General features: G+C 69.0%; 24 protein-coding genes and 5 pseudogenes. 16 read left to right on the top strand and 13 right to left on the bottom strand.

The window, feature by feature from the left end; translation table 11 throughout:
- Positions 1 to 117: 117 nt before the first annotated feature.
- Positions 118 to 789, bottom strand: a pseudogene (locus tag OG485_RS35550) (type III effector protein).
- A gap of 105 nt (positions 790 to 894) precedes the next feature.
- On the opposite strand from OG485_RS35550, the gene OG485_RS35545 reads away from it, so the two are divergent.
- Together OG485_RS35545 and OG485_RS35540 are read left to right on the top strand one after the other, a co-directional pair.
- A complete protein-coding gene (locus OG485_RS35545) occupies positions 895 to 1,326 on the top strand; it encodes an Hsp20/alpha crystallin family protein (protein ID WP_328672645.1) in 432 nt (143 codons plus the stop codon).
- Between the two features lie 181 nt (positions 1,327 to 1,507).
- Positions 1,508 to 1,948, top strand: coding sequence for a DUF2267 domain-containing protein (locus OG485_RS35540; RefSeq protein WP_328672644.1), 441 nt, complete (start codon positions 1,508 to 1,510; stop codon positions 1,946 to 1,948).
- Positions 1,949 to 2,190: 242 nt separating this feature from the next.
- Here the strand turns inward: OG485_RS35540 and OG485_RS35535 are convergent, their stop codons facing one another.
- Entirely contained in the window at positions 2,191 to 2,367 is a 177-nt protein-coding gene (locus tag OG485_RS35535; protein WP_328672643.1) for a CsbD family protein, read from the bottom strand.
- Positions 2,368 to 2,550: 183 nt separating this feature from the next.
- Here OG485_RS35535 and OG485_RS35530 point away from each other — a divergent pair, with 183 nt between their 5' ends.
- Entirely contained in the window at positions 2,551 to 2,721 is a 171-nt protein-coding gene (locus OG485_RS35530; RefSeq protein WP_261710066.1) for a hydrophobic protein, read from the top strand.
- A 334-nt stretch (positions 2,722 to 3,055) separates the two neighbouring features.
- Positions 3,056 to 3,409: a PRC-barrel domain-containing protein gene (locus tag OG485_RS35525; RefSeq protein ID WP_328672642.1), complete on the top strand. Its 354-nt coding sequence runs from the start codon at positions 3,056 to 3,058 to the stop codon at positions 3,407 to 3,409.
- Positions 3,410 to 3,511: 102 nt separating this feature from the next.
- Here OG485_RS35525 and OG485_RS35520 read toward each other — a convergent pair whose 3' ends face one another.
- From OG485_RS35520 to OG485_RS35505, 4 genes are all read right to left on the bottom strand, one after another.
- Positions 3,512 to 3,793, bottom strand: a complete 282-nt coding sequence (locus OG485_RS35520; protein WP_328672641.1) for a helix-turn-helix domain-containing protein — start codon at positions 3,791 to 3,793, stop codon at positions 3,512 to 3,514.
- Positions 3,794 to 4,003: 210 nt separating this feature from the next.
- On the bottom strand, positions 4,004 to 4,408 hold the full coding sequence (locus tag OG485_RS44105) for a hypothetical protein (protein ID WP_443048826.1): 405 nt from the start codon (positions 4,406 to 4,408) through the stop codon (positions 4,004 to 4,006).
- A 50-nt stretch (positions 4,409 to 4,458) separates the two neighbouring features.
- Positions 4,459 to 4,884 (bottom strand): DUF5133 domain-containing protein, encoded by a 426-nt coding sequence (locus tag OG485_RS35510; RefSeq protein ID WP_328672640.1) that lies wholly within the window; start codon positions 4,882 to 4,884, stop codon positions 4,459 to 4,461.
- Positions 4,885 to 4,991: 107 nt separating this feature from the next.
- Complete coding sequence (locus OG485_RS35505; RefSeq protein ID WP_261709642.1) at positions 4,992 to 5,852, bottom strand: SigB/SigF/SigG family RNA polymerase sigma factor; 861 nt, start codon at positions 5,850 to 5,852, stop codon at positions 4,992 to 4,994.
- Positions 5,853 to 7,053: 1,201 nt separating this feature from the next.
- On the opposite strand from OG485_RS35505, the gene OG485_RS35500 reads away from it, so the two are divergent.
- The 6 genes from OG485_RS35500 (at position 7,054) to OG485_RS35475 (ending at position 12,953) form a co-directional block, all read left to right on the top strand.
- The gene (locus OG485_RS35500) at positions 7,054 to 7,770 is read left to right on the top strand and encodes a hypothetical protein (protein ID WP_328672639.1); all 717 of its coding nucleotides are present in this window, start codon (positions 7,054 to 7,056) and stop codon (positions 7,768 to 7,770) included.
- 308 nt (positions 7,771 to 8,078) lie between these two features.
- Positions 8,079 to 8,636 (top strand): hypothetical protein, encoded by a 558-nt coding sequence (locus OG485_RS35495; RefSeq protein ID WP_328672638.1) that lies wholly within the window; start codon positions 8,079 to 8,081, stop codon positions 8,634 to 8,636.
- A 49-nt stretch (positions 8,637 to 8,685) separates the two neighbouring features.
- Positions 8,686 to 9,192: a hypothetical protein gene (locus tag OG485_RS35490; RefSeq protein WP_328672637.1), complete on the top strand. Its 507-nt coding sequence runs from the start codon at positions 8,686 to 8,688 to the stop codon at positions 9,190 to 9,192.
- A 391-nt stretch (positions 9,193 to 9,583) separates the two neighbouring features.
- Positions 9,584 to 10,063, top strand: a complete 480-nt coding sequence (locus OG485_RS35485; protein WP_328672636.1) for an SRPBCC family protein — start codon at positions 9,584 to 9,586, stop codon at positions 10,061 to 10,063.
- 66 nt (positions 10,064 to 10,129) lie between these two features.
- The gene (locus tag OG485_RS35480) at positions 10,130 to 11,746 is read left to right on the top strand and encodes a phytoene desaturase family protein (RefSeq protein WP_328672635.1); all 1,617 of its coding nucleotides are present in this window, start codon (positions 10,130 to 10,132) and stop codon (positions 11,744 to 11,746) included.
- 151 nt (positions 11,747 to 11,897) lie between these two features.
- A complete protein-coding gene (locus tag OG485_RS35475) occupies positions 11,898 to 12,953 on the top strand; it encodes a YihY/virulence factor BrkB family protein (protein ID WP_328672634.1) in 1,056 nt (351 codons plus the stop codon).
- Between the two features lie 269 nt (positions 12,954 to 13,222).
- Here the strand turns inward: OG485_RS35475 and OG485_RS35470 are convergent, their stop codons facing one another.
- On the bottom strand, positions 13,223 to 14,008 hold the full coding sequence (locus tag OG485_RS35470; RefSeq protein ID WP_328672633.1) for an ANTAR domain-containing protein: 786 nt from the start codon (positions 14,006 to 14,008) through the stop codon (positions 13,223 to 13,225).
- A gap of 99 nt (positions 14,009 to 14,107) precedes the next feature.
- On the opposite strand from OG485_RS35470, the gene OG485_RS35465 reads away from it, so the two are divergent.
- From OG485_RS35465 to OG485_RS35455, 3 genes are all read left to right on the top strand, one after another.
- A complete protein-coding gene (locus OG485_RS35465) occupies positions 14,108 to 14,503 on the top strand; it encodes a helix-turn-helix transcriptional regulator (protein ID WP_328672632.1) in 396 nt (131 codons plus the stop codon).
- Positions 14,504 to 14,800: 297 nt separating this feature from the next.
- The gene (locus OG485_RS35460; RefSeq protein WP_328672631.1) at positions 14,801 to 15,274 is read left to right on the top strand and encodes a hemerythrin domain-containing protein; all 474 of its coding nucleotides are present in this window, start codon (positions 14,801 to 14,803) and stop codon (positions 15,272 to 15,274) included.
- Positions 15,275 to 15,453: 179 nt separating this feature from the next.
- Positions 15,454 to 15,996: a type 1 glutamine amidotransferase domain-containing protein gene (locus tag OG485_RS35455; protein ID WP_328672630.1), complete on the top strand. Its 543-nt coding sequence runs from the start codon at positions 15,454 to 15,456 to the stop codon at positions 15,994 to 15,996.
- 133 nt (positions 15,997 to 16,129) lie between these two features.
- On the opposite strand, the gene OG485_RS35450 is transcribed toward OG485_RS35455, so the two are convergent.
- Positions 16,130 to 16,801, bottom strand: coding sequence for an HAD family hydrolase (locus OG485_RS35450; RefSeq protein ID WP_328672629.1), 672 nt, complete (start codon positions 16,799 to 16,801; stop codon positions 16,130 to 16,132).
- Between the two features lie 19 nt (positions 16,802 to 16,820).
- Positions 16,821 to 17,237 (bottom strand): annotated as a pseudogene (locus OG485_RS35445) (LLM class F420-dependent oxidoreductase); the annotation flags it as partial.
- A 53-nt stretch (positions 17,238 to 17,290) separates the two neighbouring features.
- On the opposite strand from OG485_RS35445, the pseudogene OG485_RS35440 reads away from it, so the two are divergent.
- A pseudogene (locus tag OG485_RS35440) lies at positions 17,291 to 18,160 on the top strand (IS5 family transposase).
- Positions 18,161 to 18,571: 411 nt separating this feature from the next.
- Here OG485_RS35440 and OG485_RS35430 read toward each other — a convergent pair.
- Positions 18,572 to 19,126, bottom strand: a pseudogene (locus tag OG485_RS35430) (TIGR03557 family F420-dependent LLM class oxidoreductase); the annotation flags it as partial.
- A 58-nt stretch (positions 19,127 to 19,184) separates the two neighbouring features.
- Positions 19,185 to 19,598, bottom strand: a complete 414-nt coding sequence (locus tag OG485_RS35425) for a hypothetical protein (protein ID WP_328672627.1) — start codon at positions 19,596 to 19,598, stop codon at positions 19,185 to 19,187.
- A 52-nt stretch (positions 19,599 to 19,650) separates the two neighbouring features.
- On the opposite strand from OG485_RS35425, the pseudogene OG485_RS35420 reads away from it, so the two are divergent.
- Both OG485_RS35420 and OG485_RS35415 read left to right on the top strand, forming a co-directional pair.
- A pseudogene (locus OG485_RS35420) lies at positions 19,651 to 20,873 on the top strand (complex I subunit 5 family protein); the annotation flags it as partial.
- A gap of 118 nt (positions 20,874 to 20,991) precedes the next feature.
- Positions 20,992 to 22,008 carry an SDR family NAD(P)-dependent oxidoreductase gene (locus OG485_RS35415; protein WP_328672626.1) on the top strand — a complete coding sequence of 339 codons (1,017 nt, stop codon included), beginning with the start codon at positions 20,992 to 20,994 and terminating at the stop codon, positions 22,006 to 22,008.
- Between the two features lie 104 nt (positions 22,009 to 22,112).
- On the opposite strand, the gene ligD is transcribed toward OG485_RS35415, so the two are convergent.
- Both ligD and OG485_RS35405 read right to left on the bottom strand, forming a co-directional pair.
- Positions 22,113 to 23,030, bottom strand: coding sequence for a non-homologous end-joining DNA ligase (gene ligD, locus OG485_RS35410; protein ID WP_328672625.1), 918 nt, complete (start codon positions 23,028 to 23,030; stop codon positions 22,113 to 22,115).
- Complete coding sequence (locus OG485_RS35405) at positions 23,027 to 23,395, bottom strand: DUF6479 family protein (protein WP_328672624.1); 369 nt, start codon at positions 23,393 to 23,395, stop codon at positions 23,027 to 23,029. Before OG485_RS35405 ends, ligD begins: the two co-directional genes overlap by 4 nt.
- Positions 23,396 to 23,841 lie beyond the last annotated feature (446 nt).

Genomic DNA, 23,841 nt, shown 5'->3' with positions numbered 1-23,841 from the left:
CGACTGCGTGGATCCGCCCCCGCCCCCTTATGGCGGAGGGTCCGGGACCAGCTTGTGTCTGCCGACCGCGGCGCCGGGTCCACCGCTGCGAGACGTCCAGAGGGCCGCCCGACGCGGTCACGACTCGAGGGATGAACGTTGTCGCTGTTCGTTCTCGCGTCTTTCGCGGGTGTGGCGGCTGATGTGGATGACGCGGTCGGCCTGGGCCGGGTGATCCGCGCACAGGTGTGGGCCTGCATCGGAGAGGGGGCCAAGAAGTTGGGCCGGGTCGCTGTCACCGAGGGCGGCATGGAGAGCGGTGATGGCGCTCGTCGCGGTGTCGGGGGAGATCCGTCAGGGCGGTGACGGTCCCGGCGAGCCGGCGGAGTGCGGCGGCGTGGTCGTGGGCCCAGGCAGCTACGGAGCGGTCTGCCGCGCGCCGACCGCGAGTGGCCTGCACCCGCTGTTCCTTGATGGCGCCCGCCTCACCGGACGCACGCGCAGGTAGGGGCGTTCGGCGGCCTGGCGCCTGGAGACACCGAGCGGGTGGGCCAGATCGGCCCAGCTCGCGCCCGCCTGCCGCGCCGCTTCGATCAGTCCCGGCTCCCAGCCTGCCAGTTGTTCACGAACCTGCCGCGGGAGGAGCAGCGCCACGAGGGCACCTTGGGGATCGTCGGATGGGGCGGTCCTTGCGGACTGTGCGGCCTGTAGGGCCTGTGCGAGGGCCTCGAGCGCCGTGACCGTCGCCGCGAACGCGACCGACGCCGGAAGTTTGCCGCTCACTCTCCCCATCCTCTTCAACATCGTCATCTCCTGGATGACGTTTCACTTGTCGTCGTTCAGATGACATGTTACAACGGTGTCAGGTGAAGCGCATTGGCAGCGACTGCCTGAACTCATCTGGAGGTGTATCCCGTGTTGATGCGCACTGACCCGTTCCGGGAACTCGACCGGCTGGCCCAGCATCTGATGGGTCCGGGAACGTGGTCCCGCCCGTCCACGATGCCGATGGACGCCTACCGGGACGGCGACCAGTACGTCATCGCCTTCGACCTGCCGGGCATCGACCCCGACGCCCTCGACATCGACGTCGAGCGGAACATGCTCACCGTGAAGGCGGAGCGCCGCCCGCTGCCGCGCTCGGAGAGCGCCCAGACGGAACTGGCCGAGCGGCCTCTTGGTGCCTTCTCCCGCCAGCTCGTCCTGGCCGACACCCTCGACACCGAGCGCATCTCCGCGGATTACGAGGCCGGCGTCCTGACCCTCCGCATCCCGATCGCGGAGCGGGCCAAGCCCCGCAAGATCAGCGTGCGCGGCACCGGCGAACGCAAGGTACTCGACAGCTGATCCGCCGGTCACACGTCCGCCGGCCGGGCCCAGGACGGTTCGCCCGCAATCCCGCCTGGGCCCCGGCGGCACCGGCCCCCTCACTCCACGCCGGACAACCGACCTCCGCGAAGGACACGGTTCGCACGGAACAGCCGCTCTCCCGCAGGAAGACGGTCACGCAAGGAAAGCCGAAGCCCTCATGACTCTTCTCTCTCCCCCCGCGCCCCCTCCCTCAACGGCAACCGCCGCCTTTGACCAGCTGCTGGAAAAGGTGCGCTACGACGGCGCGTACCCCACCCGCCGCCACGCAGAAGGCGTCGTACGCCGAGTACTCGAAGCCCTCGGCCGCCAGTTGACAGGCATCGAGCGGATGGAACTCGCCGCTCGCCTCCCTCAGGAAGCAGCCTGCCACTTCTCCTCGCAGCCCCCTACGAGCAGCCCGCTGACCGGCTGGGGCTTCGTGAAGGACCTCGCTGAGAGAACCGGAGGCACCCCGGCGACGACCCGTTGGGACACCGGATCGGTCCTCGGCGCCGTGGGTCGCATCGCCGGTGACGACCTGACCGCCCGGATCATCGGACAGCTCCCCGACGGCTACGCCCTGCTGTTCGGACGGGCCCAGCTCATCCGGGCCGCCTGACCGTCCGGTGCCGGCACCCAGAACGCAGCGCACATGTCCGCGGTCGCTGCGTCGTGACCGCAGTTGCCACCGTTCGGCCGCAGCGGGAGCACGTCGAACCCATGACACGCGCCTTCTTGGCCGCAGTGCCGTCGCGGGCTGATGACGTAGCCCCTCTGTTCATCCGTCGTGAAAGCGGAGCCGGCACCGGCAGCGCAAATCCCGGCAGCCGACGGGCTGCCGGGATCAGAAGTGCTCAGCGCCTACTTGGGCCGGATGGCGTCCTTGGCCTTCTCCTTGGCCGCGCGCAGGTCGCCCTTGGACTCCTCGGCGCGTCCCTCGGTCTTCAGGGACTCGTTGCCCGCCGCACCGCCGACGACCTTCTTGATCTTGCCTTCGGCCTGCTCGCCCTTGGCCTGAGCCTTCTCGTCCGCAGCCACAACCACTCACCCCTGCCTCATTCGGAACTCAATTACGCCCTCCGTGTCACCCCGGATCTGCATCCTCAAACCAACCCGAGGACTGCCCCGCATTCGCAGCCGTGGACCGTCTAAGTAATACATAAAATCCGCAGGAATGGAGATCGATCCGCAGGGCACACGACGGTCCGGAGGTTGATAACTATGGTTCCCGTTCTTCTTGTTCTTCTGCTCGCCCTGATCCTCTTCGGTGCCGGTTTCGCACTGAAGGCACTGTGGTGGATCGCCGTGATCGTGCTGATCGTGTGGGTCCTCGGCTTCGTGATCCGTCCGACAGCAAGCGGCGGCCGGCGTGGCCGCTGGTACCGCTGGTAGACGGCCTGAACAGCACATCGTCATGGGGTGGGGCCCGACGCTACGGCGTCGGGCCCCACCCCATGTCCCGTCCCAGCGATTGCAGGATGAAAGTGGCGAATCTTCCGGTTCGAGGTAGCTGGAAGCCATGGCCGGAGGCTGGTGTGACGCCAGGAACCATGACCCTCCAGCACGACGTCTTCGGCTGTTCACTCTTTCCGCAGCGCGTATGTATAGGCGCAAGAAGCCTGGGAACCCGAACTCCCGGAAGCGTCAGCAACGATGACGCTCGGTCTCAACGAGTCCGCAGTTCGACTGTGGGCGGCATTCGATTGATTCCTTGAGGAGGGATTTTATGCGTGACAACATCTGGGGCTACCAGCCGACCACCGGCTACACCGCGGGCACCGACCTGACCGGCTACAAGGTCGAGGCGACCGACGGCAGTATCGGGAAGGTCGACAAGCACTCGGACGACGTCGGCTCCTCCTACCTCGTCGTCGACACCGGCGTGTGGATCTTCGGCAAGCACGTTCTCCTCCCGGCCGGCACCGTGCAGTCGGTCGACCAGGCCGAGCGGAAGATCTACGTCGCGCTCACCAAGGACCAGATCAAGGACTCTCCCGAGTTCGACAAGGACAAGCACACCGGTGACGCCGGCTATCACGAGCAGGTCGGTAGCTACTACCAGAACCGGCGCAGCATCTGACATCAGCGCCCTGGCGCAAGCCAGGGGGCCGGCCGGGAGTGTCTTCGGCCGGCCCCCTTTCGCGTACGCGCGGGTGCGAGGAAGTCCAAGGCGCCAGTCCGCTCAGGCCGGGGCCGCTGGATCCGCCGACTGGGAAGCGCGGCGGTGTTCGTCGTTGATGCGCTGGGCTTCTTCGAGTTGGTCTTCGAGGATGACGATGCGGCAGGCGGCTTCGATCGGCATGCCCTGGTCGACGAGTTCCCGGGCGCGGGCCGCGATGCGCAGCTGGTAGCGGGAGTAGCGGCGGTGGCCGCCCGCGGAGCGGAGCGGGGTGATCAGGCGGGCTTCGCCGATCGCGCGGAGGAAGCCCTGGGTGGTGCCGAGGAGTTCGGCGGCCCGGCCCATCGTGTAAGCGGGATAGTCGTCATCGTCCTGAGGAAGCGTCGCTCTTCGGCAGCCAGCCCCGTCGCCCGTCCTGCGACAACTGCTCCGGCTGAGAACCCCACTGCCGAACGTCCCGGTGCGCGCGCCCGCAGCCGACACCTTCACCGAAGTACCACGCACTGACTTCACTGCCGAGTACCGCGAACTGCACCAACGGGTAATGCACTTGCCTCAACTGCGGTCCCGCTCGCGGCGGCCCCTGATCACTGCGGGCCACCCGGTCCGGTCGTCAGCCCCGTCGCCGTCCTGCACGAGCCCTGGCTTCGCGACTCCACCACCGCACCGTCCTGCACTGCCACTACCTGCACCACTGCCCGACAGTTCGTGTCTGCCGGGCCCTGCTGACACGGCTCTCACCCGCACGCGTCCCAGAGCCGAGTCAACCCTCTTTCGGTCCGAGCGGCGGTGCATCACCCAGTCGGCGACGGTCGGGACGAACCACAGCGGCAGGACGCCGTAGAGCAGGAACCTGCGGTTGGCGTTCTCCACGTCGTCCGCCCCGGGCGGAATGCGAAGCGTGGGCCCGGAGCGCCAGCGCTGCCAGCGGGTGAGCGTCGAACGGCGACCCATACGCATGACTTCCTTTCCTCAACGACAGGGCGGCCTCTCGGCCCGGATAGTGGGTCTCAGGCCTCACCCTCCGTTGCCTTTCCTGCGCCCGCGGCCTGGGGTGCCGTGGGCCGGTGCCTGGGGCGCAGGATGCCGTCGCGGCGACCGGCAGACGGTTCGCCGGCGTCGCACTGGAAACTGGCCGTACTGGCCGTTCCGATGGCTGCGGGCTTGGGAAGTGCAGAAGCCGGTCGGCGTTCGGCTCGGAGTCTCGTGGCGGCCGGGGAGTTTGTGACGGGTGTGGCGGCCGCCTTGGCCAGGTAGGAGCGGGCGGTGTCGAGGGCGTCTGTGACTTCGCGGGTTCCGGTGGACACGCACGGGGTGTAGGCGAGGTCCCGCCGGCGCTGGCTGGGGGGCGTCGCGCCGTCGGGCGATTCCTCGGCGAGGAGCGACTCGTATTCCGCGACCAGCCGGTACAGAGTGACGGGGAGGGGCATCAACATCGGTGCGACTCCTTGGGGCTGAGGCCTTCTGGTGTTGTGGGAACCGTCATGACAGCGTGCATGGGGCTTGAGGAAGCGGCCACCCGGCCCTGGGAGTGGAGCAGTCCTCACGCCGCGGAGGCGCTGCCGGAGCGGCTGCGGCACTCGCACTCTCCCAGCACCTCACTGCGTACATGGGCGCAGCTGCGGGTGATGAGCCGCGAGATGTGCATCTGGGAGTACCCCAGCTGATCGGCTATGCGGCTTTGTGTCATGTCCTGGAAGAAGCGCATGTAGAGGACGGTCCGCTCACGTTCGGGGAGCCTGCACAACGCCTTCCTGGCCGCCTCGCGGTCGACGATGACGTCGTAGGAGGGGTCGGTGACGCCCAGGATGTCGGCGAGGCTGTACGCGTCGTCGTCGGTGGCCAGTGCGGCGTCCAGTGAGAGGGTGCTGTAGCTCTCCAGCGCTTCCAGGCCCGTGGCGACCTCGTCCTCGGTGAGGCCGGTGCGGGCGGCGATGTCGGCGGGGGTGGGCTGGGGGCTGCCGGGGCGTTGGGTGAGCTCGCGGCGTGCCAGACGGACCTGGTTGCGCAGCTCCTGCACCCGGCGGGGCACCCGCAGGGCCCACGTGCGGTCCCGGAAGTGCCGTTTCACCTCGCCGGTGATGGTCGGCACGGCGTAACTCTCGAAGGCCCCCCGGCCGGGCTCGAAGCGGTCGACGGCCTTGACCAGCCCGAGTGCTGCCACCTGGCGCAGGTCTTCCATGGCTTCACCGCGATCACGGAACCGGCCGGCGATACGGTGCGCCATGGGCAGCCAGGCCCTCACGAGCTCATCGCGCACGGCATCCCGTTCCGGCCCCTCGCCCAGTTCCGCCAGCCGCTCGAAGAGCGCGGCAGTCTGGGGGGAGTCGTCGCGGGTTCGGCGCGCGCTCCCGGTGAGAAGGGAGACAGAGGTGCTGTCGACCTGCGAACAGTCTGGGTTCATATCAGTGAGCACAAGGATCGCTCCTGAACGCGGGGTTCAGGACGGGCCCCGGAGCCAGATACCGAGCGCGGCCTGAACCGTGTCTGTCAGAGGTTCGCCGCGCGGGAGGTCTGCCCTGCCCGCCGAAGGAAACCGCAGCAGGCAGGGAGAACGGAATCCCCGCGGGGCGTGCGCCTTCGGTCCGAAGCACGAATTCTCGTGTGCCCCCCAGCCATGACCGTAAACACCGCCTTCCCGACTGCGCGCTACATCCTCCACCCCACCCCGTCCGGCCCGGAAAGCCCGTTCCCATGCCTCCCTGGAGCGGGCCAGAGGCCGGCCCACCACCGAGGAACACCGGGCGGGGCGGGATCATCCGGAGCGGACGCATGCGGCCGGGTCGGGGCGGTCTTCTTGACCCGACGGACCTGGTCGCCCACGGCCGGATACGGATAGGCCTCCTCGGCCCTGTCCTCCCCCGGTTCGGCCTCCGATGCTCCCCACACATATCCCGCTCGGGTCACAACAAACCGGGCACCTGGCCCCCACAGCCAGTCCAGCTGGTGCGCACCGACACCCGGCCGCTCAGAGCGGTCTCCGGCCACGGAACGGACCCGCAGGCCGCTGCACAAGCGGAATGGTCGCCCCCGCGGATCTCACCGAGCATGCCGGTGACGGCTCAGGGCAGGCACCGAGCGCAGCGGTTGGACGGTTTCCCCGGCACAAGTGGCCGAACCAGGGAAACCTGAGCCGAGCCAGTCCCCAACAGGGAAGGCCACCTGGTCGACCTGGGCCCCTGAGTACCCCTCTTGCACTCCGATTAACAGCAGTCCCGTTAGGAACGGCGGGTACGCCAGCAGTCAGTCGAGTCTCGTTGCGTTGCAGGAAATCCGGGGATCCGGGCACCGTCCTCGCACGGCCGGCGCAGAATTGCACTAGAGGTGCGGTCCGCCGAGCAGCCACCGGTGTCAATCCCCTCGAACCGTGGAGACCTCATCACGTCAGGCCTGTGGCACTCTCCCCTCTCCTCCGCCCTCTGGACCATGGAAGGCGAGTACCACGGGCTTTCGGGAGTCAACCGGTCGGCGATTGAGGGAAGTTGCTGCCACAGGGGTGCACAGCTGCAGGCAGATTCCCCGGCCAGAGCCGCGGAAAATCACCACCATCCAGCCTCCGGCTAGACTCCTCCGAGATCGTCAAGAGATGACGGGGAGAGCGGATCATGGCGCAGAGCCGCGCTGACGCTCGGACACGGCACCCTCGTCATGAACGACGAGGTGAGGCGAGACTTCCCGGAGTACTGGCCACCCTCGCCGCCATCACCCTCTACCTCGCATTGCCGCAGCAGCTGCTCATCGCACCCCGATACGTGCTGCCCACTCTTGAGGTCCTGCTCCTCATTCCGCTCATCGCGATCAACCCCAGGCGGCTGACCCGTCAGACCAGAATGTTCCGCATCCTGTCGCTGACCCTCGTCGCCGTCATCGCTGCGAGCAACCTCGTCGCGCTCGCCATCCTGATCGACGAATTGGTGCACGCAGGAGTGAAGGACGGACGCGAGCTCCTGGTGGCCGCCCTACAGGTCTGGCTCACCAACATCATCGTCTTCGGTCTCGCGTTCTGGGAACTGGACCGAGGCGGCCCCGTCAGCCGCACCCAGGCACCGCGCGCCGAGCTCCCGCTGGCGGATTTCCGCTTCTCCCAGGACGAGAACGACGACGCTGTCGAGGAAGTCGCCGACGGCGCCAGCGGCTCCTCCGACTGGGTCCCCACCCTGGTCGACTACCTCTACGTGTCCGTCACGAACTCAACGGCCTTCAGCCCGACGGACACCATGCCGCTCACCACCCGCGCCAAACTCATGATGAGCATCGAAAGCATCTCCGCCCTCCTTACCTCGCTCCTCGTCATCGCCCGCGCCGTGAGCATCCTGCACTGACATCCGGACAGCCCCTCACTCGCCGGTGCCTGTGCCCCTCGTCCTGCGCGCCCGAAGGCCTGCAGGAATCACGAGCTGCCGCCCGGACGAGCGATCACGACTTCGCCGGAAGACATCGCGCCGTCTGCGCCCGACGGTCGGTCCCGGCCTGCAGGCGCTGAGCGTTGCGTCGGTTCACTGCCGTGCTCGCGTCGGCCGCCACCCGCCGCTGCCGTCCGTGCCAACCACACGGCCTCGTTTCAGTGACAAAAGCCAGGGAACCCGCCCAAATGAGAACATACGGCGCACCCGTGAGGGGGTTCGACCCCATGTCAACAGGGACACTTCTGGCAATCGTCATTCCCGTCGTGGTGGTGATCGCCTTGGCGGCCGTCGCGGTTTCGCTCCTCATGCGCCGCCGGAAACTGCGCGAGCGCTTCGGCCCGGAGTACGCGCGCACGATGGAGGACGCCGACAGCCGCACGGCCGGAGAGCGCGAACTCAGAGCCCGCGAGAAGCGGCACGACGCGCTGGACATCAAGCCGCTGGACAGCGGTGTCAGGGAGCGGTACACGCGGGACTGGACCAGCGTGCAGGACGAGTTCGTGGACCGCCCGGAGGACGCCGTGCACGACGCGGACCAACTGGTGACCTCCCTGATGCACGAACGCGGCTACCCCACCCAGGACTTCGAGCAACAGCTCAAGGACCTCTCGGTCGAGCACGGCCGCACGCTCGAGCACTATCGGTCCGCCCACGACGTCGACGTCCTCAGCACCCGCCACGAGGCGACCACAGAACAGCTGCGGGGGGCGATGGTGCACTACCGCTCCCTGTTCGACGAACTGCTCGCCGACGGCGGGCAATCCCGCCATGCACCGGCCTGAACAGCTCAACGAACGGGCCGCCACCCCGGCGTCCGGGACCGGAGGAGACATGCAACGCGAAGACACACCTGGCACCGCCACCGCGAGCGGCCTGTCCACCGACGACCTCGCCCAGCCCCGCGACCGGTCCACACAAGAGGCCCCAGCCGGCACGCAGGAGCAGACCGATGTTCCCACTTTCCCCGGCGAGAGCACGGACACGCCGGGCCGACCCGTTGAAGACAGGACCGCGGAGGCCGACGTCAGCACCCAGAGCTCGGGCCAGGGCGCCCAAGCCGAGGAGGACGTCCCCCAGCTACTCAGCGCTGAGGACGAAGAAGGGTTCCGCACCCGCTGGCAGGAAGTACAGAACAGATTCGTCGACGACCCGCGCGACGCCGTGCACACCGCCGACGCCCTCGTCGCCGACGTGATGCAAAGGCTGGCCGCCACATTCGCCGACCACAAACAGGAACTGGAAGGACAGTGGAACCGAGGCGAACAGGCGAACACCGAAGACCTGCGCCTGGCACTGCGACACTACCGTTCGTTCTTCAACCGCCTGCTGGTCACCTGACACAACGCCGCACCGCAGCGGCTGACCTGGGCTGCGCCCCTCTGATCGCGGAACCCACCTGTCTTCGGGGGATCGGGCGGGCGTGGGTCGGCTCGGCTGCGGACATCGGCAGCACCACCGGGCACCGCACCGGCGCCTGGGCCATCTCGGCCCCGAGACCCAGGCGGCTCGGGGCACGACCGCCGTACGGCCGGCCAGGGGACTCCCAACGGACATGGCTCCTCCGCATAGAACAGCCTGGCGCCCTGGCCAGGATGCCCCTGGTCACGGCGGGCTGCACTCCGATAGCTGACCGACGGCACCGGAATTCGTCCCCGAGCGGGAGTGTCTGCCCGGGCCTAGCGTGGAAACGCGCAGCAAGGGACCTGACACTCCAACGGCGGAGGAACGCATGGCCGTACGGCACCGGCTGATCAGAAAGTCTCCTCAGGACGTCTGGGAGGTGCTGTCCGACGTCGAACGGTACGGGGACTGGGTCGTGGGCCCTTCACGAGCCGAGCTGGACGAGGGACGGTGGCCCGACCTGGGGGCGGCCCTCCGCTACGAGATCAAGATCGGGCCGCTCACCCTGCACAACCGGACCGTCGTGCGCCGCAGTGAGCCGACCTCCGTCCTCGAGCTGGAGGCGGACAGCGGACCGCTGGGGACCGCGAGGATCGCGATGGAACTGCGGCCCTGGGGCGAGCACACACTGATCATCCTCGATGAACACCCCCTGCGCGGCGCCGGAGGCGCCTTGCACAACGGCCTCCTGGAGGTGGCACAGCAAATAAGGAACCGCGCCATGTTGGGCCGCCTCGCCCGGCTGTGCGAGGGGGACGAGGACCCGGCCCGCACCACTTCCGTGCGACGACGACCGATCAAGGCCTGAAACGGCACCGAGACCTGGGACAGCCGCTCGACCGGGCGCGGCCACCCGCCGAGCCGGGAGCGAGTCATGCCGGACGCTGTAGTGATCGGGGCGGGCCCCAATGGGCTGGTCGCGGCAAACCTCCTGGCCGACGCGGGCTGGAGCGTGGAAGTCCTGGAGGCCCAGGACGAGCCCGGAGGAGCGGTCCGGCACGACCGGGGGGTCGACCCCGACTTCGCCAGCGACCTCTTCAGCGCCTTCTACCCCCTCGCCGCCGCCTCCCCGGTCCTGGCCGGTCTGCATCTGGAGCGGGAGGGGCTGAGCTGGAGCCACGCCCCGAAGGTGCTCGCCCACCCTTTGCGGGACGGGCGCTGTGCCGTCCTCAGCCGTGATCTGGAGGAGACGGCCGCGAGCCTGGAGGCGTTCGCCCCCGGCGACGGGGCCGCGTGGAAGGAGCTGCGGGAGGTCTGGGAGACGTTGCGGGCCGGCATCCTCGACGCCCTCTTCACGCCGTTCCCCCCAGTCCGCGCGGGAGCCCGGCTGGCCCTGCGGCTGCGCGCGGCGGGCGGGCTGCGCATGGCCAGGACGATGGCGCTGCCGGTCCGGCGTCTGGGAGAGGAGGAGTTCCGCGGCGAGGGCGGCAGGCTTCTCCTCGCGGGCAATGCCCTGCACGCGGACCTCGCACCGGAGGCGGCCGGCAGCGGCGGCTTCGGCTGGCTCATGTCCATGCTCGGCCAGACCTACGGTTTCCCGGTTCCCACCGGCGGCTCCGGGGCGCTCACGGCTGCTCTCGTCCGTCGGCTGACGCGGCGCGGCGGGACCGTCCGCTGCGGGGAACAGGTCACCGAGGTCGTCGTCCGCGGCGGCCGCGCCGTCGGCGTCCGTACTGCGGGCGGCGAGGGGGTTCCGGCCCGCAAGGCGATCCTGGCCGATGTGTCCGCGCCCGCGCTCTACGGCTCTCTGGTCGCCGAACGGCACCTGCCCGGGCAACTGCTCACCGACCTGAAGCGCTTCCAGTGGGACTTCGCCACGTTCAAGGTCGACTGGGCGCTGAACAGCCCGGCGCCCTGGGCCTGCCCGGAGGCCGCGCAGGCGGGAACCGTGCACCTCGCAAACGGCGTGGACGGCCTCACCCGCTTCGCCGCGCAGATCGCCATGGGCCGCGTCCCCGACGAACCCTTCGCCCTCTTCGGCCAGATGACCACCACCGACCCCAGCCGTTCGCCACAGGGCACCGAGTCCGCCTGGGCCTACACGCACGTACCCCACCGCGTTCGGGGCGACGCGGGAAACGACGGGCTGACCGGCTCGTGGGATGCCCGGGAGCAGGAGACGATGGCAGATCGTGTCGAGGCGCAGGTCGAGCGCTATGCCCCCGGTTTCCGCGGCCTCATCAGGGGCCGGCGCGTCCTCGCCCCGCCCACACTGCAGAGCATGGACGCCAACCTCCACGGCGGCGCCATCAACGGCGGCACCACGGCCCTGCACCAGCAGTTCGTCCTCCGCCCCACACCCGGCGCCGGCCGCCCCGAGACACCCGTCGCCGGCCTCTACCTCGCCTCCGCCTCCGCGCACCCGGGCGGAGGAGTTCATGGCGCCCCCGGAGCCAACGCCGCCCGGGCCGCCCTGCGCCGGCACCGCGCCGGTGCCCTGGCCGGCCTGCAGAGCCGGCTGCACCGTCGCGACCGCAAGGGTCAGCGCTGACAAGCCGCCCCGTGCCCACCGCGGCGTCGACGGCGGGCCGGCGCCGGTAGCCGGTCCAGCATCGCTGGTCACCCGTTCTCCGGGCGCTTTGCCTGTTGCAGCCCACCTCGGCTGAGTACTTCAGGTGCGTCGGCCTGGGTACTCGGTGCGCATGGCGAAAATGCACCTTCCAGGACAAAACAATCACGACAGTGACAACAAGCCGCCACCGCCGGACGAGGCCGGACCCGCCCCTGAAGTAGAGCGACAGGCCCCGAACACGCCGACAGAGCTGCCCCGCAGAGCTTGGGGCAAGGTGTTCAGCGGGAGCCTGCGGGAGTTCAAGAAGGACGAGCTGACCGACCGGGCAGCCGCGCTCACCTACTACGGGGTGCTCGCCCTGTTCCCAGCCTTGCTGGTCCTGGTCTCCCTGCTGGGCATCACCGGCAGGTCGACCGCTGACAGGGTGCTCGACAATCTCAAACAGCTCACCCCCGGCTCGGCCCGCGACATCCTCACCGGCGCGGTGGAACAGTTGCAGGGCAACGCCGGCCTCGGCTCACTCGTGGCCGTCATCGGCATCGTGGTGGCGGTGTGGTCCGCCTCGGGCTACGTCGCAGCCTTCATGCGCGCCGCCAACGCCATCTACGACATGCCCGAGGGCCGCCCCGTCTGGAAGATCCTGCCGGTGCGCGTCGGTGTGACTGTCGTCCTCATGGTGCTGGCGGTCGTCAGCGCGCTGATCGTGGTCTTCACCGGCGGCATCGCCCGCCAGGTGGGCACGGCGCTGGGGGTCGGGGACACGGCGCTGACGGTGTGGTCGATCGCCAAGTGGCCCGTGCTGGTCGTGCTGGTCACCGTGATGATCGCGATCCTGTACTGGGCGAGCCCGAACGCGAAGGTGAAGGGCTTCAAGTGGATCACTCCGGGCAGTTTCCTGGCCCTGGTGATCTGGATGATCGCCTCCGCCGGATTCGCGTTCTACGTGGCCAACTTCGCCTCGTACAACAAGACCTACGGCACGATGGCCGGCGTCGTCGTCTTCCTGGTGTGGCTGTGGATCAGCAACCTGGCCATCCTCCTCGGTCTGGAGTTCGATGCGGAGGCAGTACGCCAGCGGGCCATCGCCGGCGGGCTCCCGCCCGATGCCGAGCCCTACACCCAGCCCCGCGACACCCGCACATGGGACGAGGAAGACCTGCGCCGCCTCGACGAAGGCGAAGAATGACCGTTGGCTACTGGGTGGTTATGCACCGGATCGTCCGGACAGGCGGCAGCCCACACCGCTCGCACGGCGGCCCGGATGCCCGTTCGGGCCCTGGGGCAGGTGACAAACAAGGCGTCGACGTCCGCAAGGGGTGGATCTCGTGGCCTTCTCCGCCCTACGGGCCGTCACCGTCGCCGTGGCCGTCGTATGGGTCTGCGCGTGGGCGCGGGCCGGCGCATACGGAACCCTCATCGCCGACGCGGTCGCCAGACGCGGTAGCCGGGAAGCGGTCATGCCGACCGCCTGCGGCTTTCCAGGGACGCGGCTCTGGCGGCGGGCGGAACCCAGTCGCGGCGCCGGTGGTGACCACGTGACTGCGCTTCGTCGGAGACCTTGGCGACCGCCGCGGAAATCTGCTGCTTCAGATGGCCGGGCAGCGGATCGCCGGTGATTGCCGCGACCAACTCCTCGGCGATGAGGCGAAGTTTGGTGTTGCCGCGCTGGGACACCTCGACGAGAACGCCCCAGGCGTCTTCCTCGTTCAGCCTGAACGTGGCCATCAGGACTCCGCGGGCGAGGTCGATGACCGGCCGACTCCGCATCGCCCGTCTCAGGTCGATGACCTCGGCGAGCAGGTCCTTCTCGTACTTCCCGTCCAGGTGAGGACCGGCACCATTCGAGGGCGCGAACAGAGGTGCCGTGCCCGTGAGCATGAGCAGCCGCTCGACAGCGCGTCCAGCAGCGCGGATGTGGACCGTCTTGCCCTGGGCGAGAGCAAGACTCCGGAGGCGCAACAGGACCCGCAGGCCGGAACAGTCGCAGAAATCGACCCGCGCGAGGTCCAGGTCCAGTCCCTGGCACGCCTGCGCCAGGGCGGCACACAGGTTGTGTTGGAGTGGCTGCGCGGTATCGATGTCGATCTCACCGGCGACGACGACCAGCGTCCGTGAGCCGGCGGGATACACGGCGGTCTCGAGGAAGGGCGACGCGCCTCCCACCCTGGCGCCACAGGCCAGTACACCGTGGGCGGCTCCGTCCCCGCTTCCCTCAGGGGGAGAGAGCGGATGTTCTCGCATGGCATACAGGTTCACCCCCGACCCGGTTACACGTCAAGAGATACATGAACTCTCTTTCACCCTTTTGAATGCGTGAATGAAGAGGCCTACTCTGGGGGGATGACTGAGGTACCCGAGGGACACAGCGGCTGGACCTTTCTGACCAACCACGCACGAGTCCTCGCCGCGATCGCCTCCGGGGCGCAAGGCACGCGGATCCGCGACATCGCCGCGCGGTGCCGGCTCACCGAGCGGGCAGTCCAGAAGATCATTGCCGATCTGGAGCAGGACGGCTATCTGGACCACACCCGGCGAGGACGCACGAACCTGTACCACATCCAGCCCGGGACCAGCCTTCGACACCCGGCCGACTCCGGCCTGACGGTGGCCGACCTCCTGGCGGCTCTCGACCAGCACGAGAGCCCCGCTGAAGCCCCGCCCGGGCAGCGGACCGCGCCATCAGCGCCCGATCGCTCCGACGCGTTCGCTCGCGACGACAGCACAGCGGCCTCGTAGGGTTCCCTGCCGCCCTGATCGGCACTTCCCGCGCCAGCGCGGGGCGAGCGGGCCGGAGCAGCGCGCCATCGCCGCTTGGACCGAGTGCTGCCCGGCGAGGCCGTCGAAGATGCCGTGGGCCGCCCCGTAGCCGTGCCTTCGGCAACCAGGCGCGAACCAGCAGCCCTTCCACAGGCGTACACCGCGGCCCGGGCCGACTTTCCGGGCAACCTCATGCCTCCTGTGACGATCCACGGCCGCTGGGGTACTCGGTCCCGGACGGCAACGAGCCGTCCGAATACGATCGGAGGAGAAGCCGTGGACGGGATCGTGCTGCTCAAGGAAGACCACAAGAGGGTGGAAAAGCTCTTCAAGCGGTTCGAGAAGGCGGGGGCCAACGCCCACGCGGAAAAGCGGAAGATCGCCGATCAGGTGATCGAGGAGCTCACCACCCACACCTGGATCGAAGAGGAGATCTTCTACCCTGCCGCCCGGGAGGCCGCCCCCGACACCAAGGACCACGTTCTGGAGAGCGTCGAGGAACATCACGTCGTGCTGTGGATGCTCTCCGAGCTGAAGGGTCTCGATGCGGCGGACGAACGATTCGACGCCAAGATGACCGTCCTCATGGAGAACGTCCGCCACCACGTCGAGGAAGAGGAGCAGGAATGGTTCCCCGACGTACGCAAGACCATGGGCCGCAACCGGCTCACCGAACTGGGCGAACAGATGGAATCGGCCAAGAAGGAGGCTCCGAGCGAGCCCCTCGCCGTTCCCAGCGCCGAACGGTAGATCGTACCGGCACCCCAAGGAGCCTGTGGATCGATACGGGCCTCGGCGACGGGGCCGCAGCCGCTTCGTCGATCGAGTGCCGCCGAGCCGGCGGCACATCAACCGCGGCCATCCCCCAGGGCACCCAGCACAGACGCGACTGTTCCTCAGGGCATCCAGCACGGAGAGGATCCACGCACATGCGCATCGCATTCCTCGTGGCGCCGGAAGGCGTCGAGCAGATCGAACTGACCGAGCCGTGGGCCGCCGTGGCGGGCAGCGGAGGTACCCCCGTACTCGTGTCCACAGAGTCGGGAGAGGTGCAGGCCTTCCGGCATCTCGACAAGGCAGACACCTTCCCCGTCGACCAGGTGGTGCGGGACACGTCCGTGGACGAGTTCGACGGTCTGGTGCTGCCCGGTGGAGTCGCCAACCCCGACCGACTGCGCCTGGACGAGCGGGCCGTGGCCTTCGTGAAGGCGTTCTTCGACGCGGGCAAGCCGGTGGCGGCCATTTGTCACGCCCCGTGGATTCTCGTCGAGGCCGATGTGCTGCACGGGCGCAGCCTCACCTCGTGGCCGAGCCTGCGCACCGACATCCGCAACGCTGCCGGGAATTGGGTGGACGAACAGGTCAAGGTCTGCGACGGCGGCCCCAACACCCTTGTCACCAGCCGCAAGCCGGACGACCTGAAGGCGTTCTGCAAGGCCCTGGTGCACGAGTTCGACCGCGCGACCACCTGAACCTTGAACGCTGAACCGGATCGGGCGTGCGCTCGCCCCTGTCCCGGGCAATCCGGCCGCTCGGGACAGCGGCTGTCGTGCCATCGGCTGAGAGAGCGAGTACCCCGACCGGCGACGCCCAAGGCGGCTTCCGTCATTCCCGGTCCGCGAAGACGCTGGTGTCCAGGCGGTCGAGGAGGTCGGCAGGGTCTCGGTACACCGCGTGGGCGCCCGCCGACACCAGATCCGTCCTCGGGATCCCGCCGGACAGGACAGCCAGGGGTGTCACACCGTCCCGGACCGCGGCCTGCATGTCCCAGACCGTGTCGCCGACGAACACCGCCCGTCCGCTCGGCACTCCGGCGAGCTTTCTGGCCCGCTCGACAGGATCGGGGGCTGGTTTGCCCTCGGCGACGTCGTCAGCGCTGGCCGCCCCGAGGATGACGTCGTCCGCGTCGATGGCACGGCGCAGCGCGGAGAGTTCCGCACCGCTCGCCGAGGTCGCCAGGACGATCTCCCAGCCCCGGCCTGCGAGGGTGCGCAGCAGTTCGCCGGCCGCGTCCAGTGGCGGCAACCGGTCGAAGTACGTTGCGTAGAGCGCGTGGTGGGCCGCGACGAACTGTTCGTCGTCCCCGGGGTCGCGGTCCTTGCCGAGCAGGTGCTCGATCAGGTCGCCGGCGCCGAGGCCCACGGCCCGGTGGATGTCACGCATGGCGACGCGGTGGCCGGCCTGGCGGAATGCCTCCCACCAGGTGACGACATGCAGGTGGTTGGTGTCGACGAGTGTGCCGTCGACATCGAAGACGGCGGCGCGCTTCGTGGTCATCGCGGGTGTCCTCGCCCTCTCACAGTTCGCGCAGGGCGGGAAGCAGCTTCCGCTCGGCCCATTCCAGGTACGGCTCCTGGTGGTCGCCGCCGATCTGGATGAGCGCGACCTCGGTGAATCCCGCTTCGACGAAGGACCGTACGGCGTCGACGACTGGGTCAACGTCGTCTCCGCACGGAATGGACTCGGCCACGTCCTCGGGACGTACGAACTGGGTCGCGCCGGCGAATCCTTCGGGGCCGGGCAGTTCGGCGTTGACCGGCCAGCCGCCGCCGAACCAGCGGAACTGGTCATGGGCGCGGGCGACGGCCGCGTCCCGGTCCGTGTCGTAACAGATGGGCAGCTGGCCCACCTTGGGCTTGCCGGCGCCCCCGTGCCGGTCGAACTCGGAGATCAGGTCGGCCTTGGGTTCGGTGGCGATCAGCAAGTCGGCTAGGCCGTGTTTGGGAAGTTGGATCGGCCCTCGCTTCACGCTGTGATGATCGCGGGGTGGGGCGAGGAGATCTTTCTGACGAGCAGTGGGCGGTGTTGGAACCGTTGTTGCCGATCACGGCTCTGGGACGACCGATGGTGGGTCGACGGAGACTGATCGACGGGGTCCGCTGGAGGGTACGGACTGGAGCTCCGTGGCGGGACCTGCCGCGGGAATACGGGCCGTGGCAGACGGTCTACGGATTCTTCCGGCGCTGGCAACGTGACGGAACCTGGGCGGCGCTGTTGACGAGGTTGCAGAGCCGTGCCGATGCGGCGGGGCTGATCATCTGGGAGGTCAACGTCGACTCCACGATCTGCCGGGCCCATCAGCACGCGGCGGGCGCCCGCCGCAACGGCAATGCTTAAAACGAATCGCCGGGAGGGTCACGCACGGAACCCCACGACCATGGTCTGGGCCGATCTCGTGGCGGTTGGACCACCAAGATTCATCTTGCATGCGAGCAGGGACAACGGCCTCTGTCTGTGCTGGTCACCGCCGGGCAGCGAGGTGACAGTCCGCAGTTCAAGGCCGTTCTGGAGGGCATACGGATTCCTCGCCCCGGGCCAGGACGGCCTCGAGTTCGTCCACTGCGGGTGCGGGGCGACAGGGCTTATTCGTCTCGCGCCAACCGGGCCTATCTTCGCAAGCGTGGTATCCGCTGCACGATTCCGGAGCGTGCTGACCAGGTCGGTCACCGCAAGCGGCGTGGCTCGGCCGGCGGGCGGCCTCCGGTCTTCGACCGGGAGGACTACAAGGCCCGGCACGCGGTCGAGTGCGGGATCAACCGGCTCAAGCGCAACAGGGCAGTGGCCACGCGGTTCGACAAGCTCTCGGTTCGCTTCGAGGCCACTGTGCTGATCGCAGCGATCGGCGAATGGCTGTGACAAGGCCGGGGTGTCGGTACCGCATGCCATGCTGACGGCCGACAAGTTGAGCAGCGTGACGGGAGGGGATTGCCGATGGGGGCTCGCTTCTACGGTGCTGACAGCGAGAACGGTGACCGTATCGACGACCCGTCCGAGGATGCGCTGTTCATGATGATCAGCGACCTCAACGACACCGACAACACCTTCATCGTCGTCCAGCCCGACGCAGAAGACTCCGTCTGGTTCGCCTCAGTGGCCGTCCTCGAGGAAGGAGGCTACGAAGTCGTCCTCCGTGATGCCAGTCGCCGCGAGCATGAGGTCACCACGTCGACCAGGATCGGCGACATTGCCCGCGACCTGACCTTCTGGTTGGCCATCCGCTCTCGTCCCGGACGGCCAACCCCACCAATCTTCGACTTCTAAAACACGCCCTAGGTGTCCGGCGACTTCGCACGAGCGCTCACCGGAGACGGCGACTCCGATCGGCGGGGGCGTGTCGGGCAGATCCCACAGTCGGGCGTTCTCCACGTCGAAGTGGGCACCGTGGTGGTTGACGCTCCCGCCCGCGAAGAGCGAGCGGATGATCTCCACGGCCTCTTCGAGCATCTCCAGCCGGACGTGTGCGGCGGGCCATCCGCCGCCCACCACATGCTCGTTGAGGTTCTCTCCGGAGCCGAGACCCAGGCGGAAGCGTCCCTGGGAAAGCAGTTGCACGGTGGCGGCCTTCTGAGCGACGACCGCGGGGTGGTAGCGGGTCGTCGGGCACGTCACGTACGTCATCAGGGGAATGCGCTCGGTGGCCTGCGCGGCGGCACCGAGGACAGTCCACACGTACGGGGCATGCCCCTGTGAGTCCAGCCAGGGGAAGTAGTGGTCGGACGTGACGGAGAAGTCGAAGCCGGCGCGCTCGGCTCCGGCCACATGGCCGACGAGCTCACGAGGGCCGGCCTGTTCCGTCATCATCGTGTACCCGATCTGCACCATGTCGCTCTCCTCCTCGTGGCCGGGCGCCGCCGGGGTGGGCCAGGGACCCCCTGTCCGGTCAGCGGCCGGAACCCAAGTGGGCGCGGGTTGCGGCCTTCTTCCTCGCCGATGCTGTCGCTCTGTCGCTCTGTCGCTTCGTGCGGAGTCGCAGGTCGACCTCCTTCTCCTGGTCTCCCGACGCCGTGCCCTGTTCCTGGACGGCGAACGAGTCGCTCAGAGCTTCACGGAGCCGGTCCACGGCGACGTAGCCACCCTGCAGCGTGGCACTGATCGATCCCTCCAGAGGGGTGGGACCGGTCGGGATGCGTTCCTCGGTGGGATCGAAGTCCGCGGTCCACACGGGAGTGCGGTCGCCCGGCTGCTCGTGAGGGACGTCGTCGGCGGGCCGGTCGGTCGGGAACGCCGTCCGCAGGACGCCGAACACGGTCGCGACGTCCTCCTTGGACCCTCCGGTGAGAGACACGGTGACCATCGAGTCACACTCCTTTCCGCTGGGGTACGACGGTGTACTTCGGGTCCTTTAGGGCGCTCTCACCTTCGGGGTGGTCAACTCCCTCGGCGCGTAAGCGACGTTGACCGGGATCGTGCTGCTGTACGCCCGCACCAGCGAGCTCGGGATGCGGCGGATCGGAGTGCGGCTCGACGAGCTCGGCGGGCCCGACGCCCTGGCCCTGTGCGCCTTCGTCCTGGTGCTGACCGGGCTCCTGGTGAAGGCCGCCGCCGTCCCGTTCCACTTCTGGCTGCCCGACGCGCACGCGGTGGCACCGACGCCCGTCTGCATGCTGCTGTCGGGGGTCATGGTGGAGCTCGGCTCGTACGGGGTGTGGCGGGTCTACCACACGGTCTTCGCCGGGCCCGGCGGCATCCCCGCGCCCGACGCCGAGCGCGTCCTGGTGACGATCGGCGTGCTGACCGCGCTGATCGGCGCGGTGATGTGCTGGCAGCAACGGCACGTGAAGCGCCTTCTCGCGTTTCCACCGTCGCCCACACCGGTCTCTTCCTCGTCGGTATCGGGCTGCTGAGCCCCGAGGCGACGGCGGGCATCGCGCTCTACATCGTGGGGCACGCGGGGGCGAAGGCCGCCCTCTTCGCCTGTACGGGCATCCTCCGCGATCGCTACGGCAGCGTCGACGAACACGAACTGTACGGTCGGGCGACGGAGTTGAGGTGCGTCGGCGGGCTGTTCGTGGCGGGTGCGCTGGCACTGTCCGGGCTGCCGCCGTTTGCGACAGGCCTCGGCAAAGCGGTCACGGAGGAAGCCGCCGGTGGGCTCCTCGCCGTCGTGTACGTCGCCGTGTCAGCCGTCACCGCGGGAGCGACGCTCCGCGTCGCCGCACGGGTGTTCCTCGGCGCCGGGGAGCGGCCCGGCGACGGATCGGCGTACGAGACGAAGGGGCCGATCCACAGAGTGCCCACGACGATGACGGCGGTCCCCACCGTCCTGCTCGTCGGAGCGCTCGCGGCTGGTCTGGCCCCGGGGCTCGCCGCCTCCGCGGGCGACGCGTTCGGCGCCCACGAGCCACCACACTGGACCGCGGCCGGTCTCGTCCTCGGGTCGGCCTCGGCCGCACTCGCGGCGGGACTGGCCGTGGCCGGCGTCCGCGGCCCGGCCGGCCGGCAGCCGTACGGCTGGACGAAACCGCTCCGGCGTCTGCACTCGGGGCACATCGGCGACTACGTGGTCTGGCTCCTGGCCGGTACGGCCCTCCTCGGCGCTCTCGGGCTGCCCGGCATCCTCACGGGGTGACCGGAGAAGACGACGCCGCGAGCCCGGCAGGACGCCGACCGCGGTCTCGTCGCGGTCGTCTGTCTGCCGGCACCCGTCGCGGGTACTCGGAACGCCTTCCACGAGCGAGGTGACGAAAATGGCAACGACCACACGCCGGTCGGATCTCGACGGCCTGTCCGCACTGGTCACGGGTGGTTCGCGGGGGCTGGGGCTGTTGCTGTGCGCGCGGCTGGCCCGGCGCGGCTGCCGGGTGACCATGGCGGCACGGGACGCGGACGAGCTGCGGCGCGGTGCCGCTTGGGTCGAGGAGCGGACCGGCGCGACGGTGTCCACCACCGTGTGCGACGTACGCGACCGGGCCGCGGTCGGCGCCATGGTCGAGCAGGCGGACAATCGGCAGGGCGGCCTCGACGTCGTCATCGCCAACGCGGGGGTGATCCAGATCGCTCCGGTGGCGTCGATCGACAGCAGAGCCTTCGAAGACGCCATGTCGACCGTCTTCGGCGGCACCGTGAACACGGCGATGGCCGCGCTGCCCCCTCTGCACCGCAGCGACGTCGGTGGCCGTCTGTGCCTCATCGGCTCGGTCGGCGGTCTGCTGGCCGTTCCGCACCTGCTGCCCTACTCGTGCGCCAAGGCCGCCGTAGGAACTCTGGGTGAGGGGCTGCGGGCCGAGACGGCCGGGAAGAACGTCAGCGTGACCACGGTCCACCCCGGGCTGATGCGCACCGGATCACACCTCCAGGCCGAATTCGGCGGTCGGGCCTCCAAGGAGTTCGCCTGGTTCTCCGCGCTCGCCGGAGCCCCCGTCGTCTCGATGGACGCCGAGCGCGCGGCCGAGCGCATTCTGCGAGCTCTGGAGCGGCGACGGACCCGCTTGGTCCTCACTCCCGCAGCACGTGCCGCGTCGGTGACACACGGTGTGGCGCCCGCGACGGTCACCCGTCTGAGCGGGCTCGCCGCCCGACTGCTCCCGAACCCGCCGGACGGCAATGGCGAAGGCCCGGCTGAAGGCGGCATGGTGCAGGGCCACGACATCGACCGTCCCGCCCATACGGTGACGGAAAAGGTGCGCGGTTGGGGCAGTGCGCTCAACGACCGGGCCGCCCGCCGCTACAACCAGCACCTGCCGGGTCCCCCGACCAGCGGCTGACCCGCGTCCGATGACCCCACCCGGCGTGCGTACCGGCTCGACCGGTGTTTGACTGCAGGTGCTGTGGCGGGCCCGTGGCACAAGAGGCCGGACGCGCCGTCCGGTCAGCACAGCCGGTCGAGCCGGCGCCGGGCACCGCCGAGCGAACGGCCCCGCCGGAACACGTCCTGCCACGGGTTGACTTCGAGGCGCGCGGAGATGTCCCGCAGGGTGAAGCCGCGCGCTCCGACGGCGTCGTCCTCGACCTCGGTCCAGCTCACCGGGGCGGCGACCGGAGCCCCGGGGTGCGCGCGGACCGCGAAGGGAGCGACCGCGGTCTGGGCGTAGGCGTTGCGCTGAATGTCCAGATAGAGCCTCTTCTCGCGAGCCTCTTTGCGGACCTCGGTCGTCAGGGTGTCGGGATGGCTGAGGGCAAGCAGTTCGGCCACGTCTCCGGCGAAGGACCGCACTTCGTCAAAGGTCTCGCTCCGGTCGAGAGGGACGAGGACGTGCAGGCCCCGGGAGCCTGTCGTCATCACCGCCGAAGGCAGGCGCAGTTGCTCCAGCATCTCGCGGAGCAGGAGCGCGGCGGTGCGGACCGACGCGAAGTCGTCGCCGGGCGGATCGAGATCGAAGATCAGCCGATCGGGGTGGTCCGGACGGTCCGCCTTCGACAGGAAACGGTGCGGTGTGATGCAGCCCTGGTCGACGAGATGGAGCAGGGTCGCGGTGTCATCGCACAGCACGTACGTGACGGTGCCATGCTGCTTGGGCAGCTCGACCCGGTGAATCCAGTCGGGGAAGTACTCCGGCACGTCCTTCTGCATGAACGACACACCGCCGATGCCGTCGGGATGCCGCTCCAGCATCAGCGGACGGCCGCGCAACTGCGGCAGCATCCGGTGGGCGACAGTGCGGTAGTACCGAGCGAGGTCCGCCTTGGTGATGCCGTCGTCGGGAAACAGCGCCTTGTCGGGCCGACTGACCCGTACGGTACGGCCGCCGACCTTGAATTCCCGAGATTCAACCGATGTCGAACTCATGTGCTTCCCGGGCCGCCGCTGCCGAAGGAGCCACGCGATTCCGAACTCCAGCGCGGGCGGGCCTGCTTCTCACTGCGTTTGGTGCCCGAGCTGTGGAGCTCGTGCGGCGTCAGACGCTCGCGCCCGTCCGTGGCCTCGGAAACCTCATCCGGCTCCCGCACTTCCAACGCTTCGTAAGTGGGTCCGCCCTCGGGCATCCGGGGATGCTCGTGCGGCCTGGGGGGATCGGACTCCCGTCGGCGCACCGCGATACCGAGCCGGACGGCCCACACCAGGGCCGCCACGACGACAAGGCCTCCGATGAACGCACCGAGAGCGCCGACCGCCGCGTTCGACATGGCCGTTTCGAAGTAGGTCGGGTTCATGGGCGACGAGTACCCCGTCCCCTGATTTGAATACGGATCTCGCGCCCCCACGCGCCGACGGCAGGCCCGCCGGAGCCCTGCGCCAACCTGCCCACGGCCGCGCCCCAAGCCCCCTCATGAACCGCACTTCAGACCTCGGGTGTGTCAGTTCAGGAAGTGTCATGAATCAGGCTCTGCCAAGATTTCCGTAGCCGGTGATCGACCTTGCGGACCACTTCTGGTCGTTCACTGAATGCTGGGACGGCTGGCGCGGCGTACGCATCGGCTCTCCCGTCGTCGTCGGGGCGGGGAGTGGCCCGTCGGGGCAGGCTGGCGACGTGTGATGTCGAGTCGACGGTCCTGCTTCCTCGTCCGGCTTCGGTGCCGGTCGCGACGGTGGAGGCCGACGAGGGCCTGGTCAGGATCACGGTAGGGACCGCTGCCGGGGTCCCGGTGGGCTGCCCGGG

Origin of the sequence: Streptomyces sp. NBC_00328 (assembly GCF_036139655.1) — a bacterium.
In the GTDB taxonomy this organism is placed as follows: Bacteria; Actinomycetota; Actinomycetes; order Streptomycetales; family Streptomycetaceae; genus Streptomyces.
Note: the sequence above shows the minus strand (reverse complement) of the source record. Positions and strands in the feature narration are given on the sequence as shown.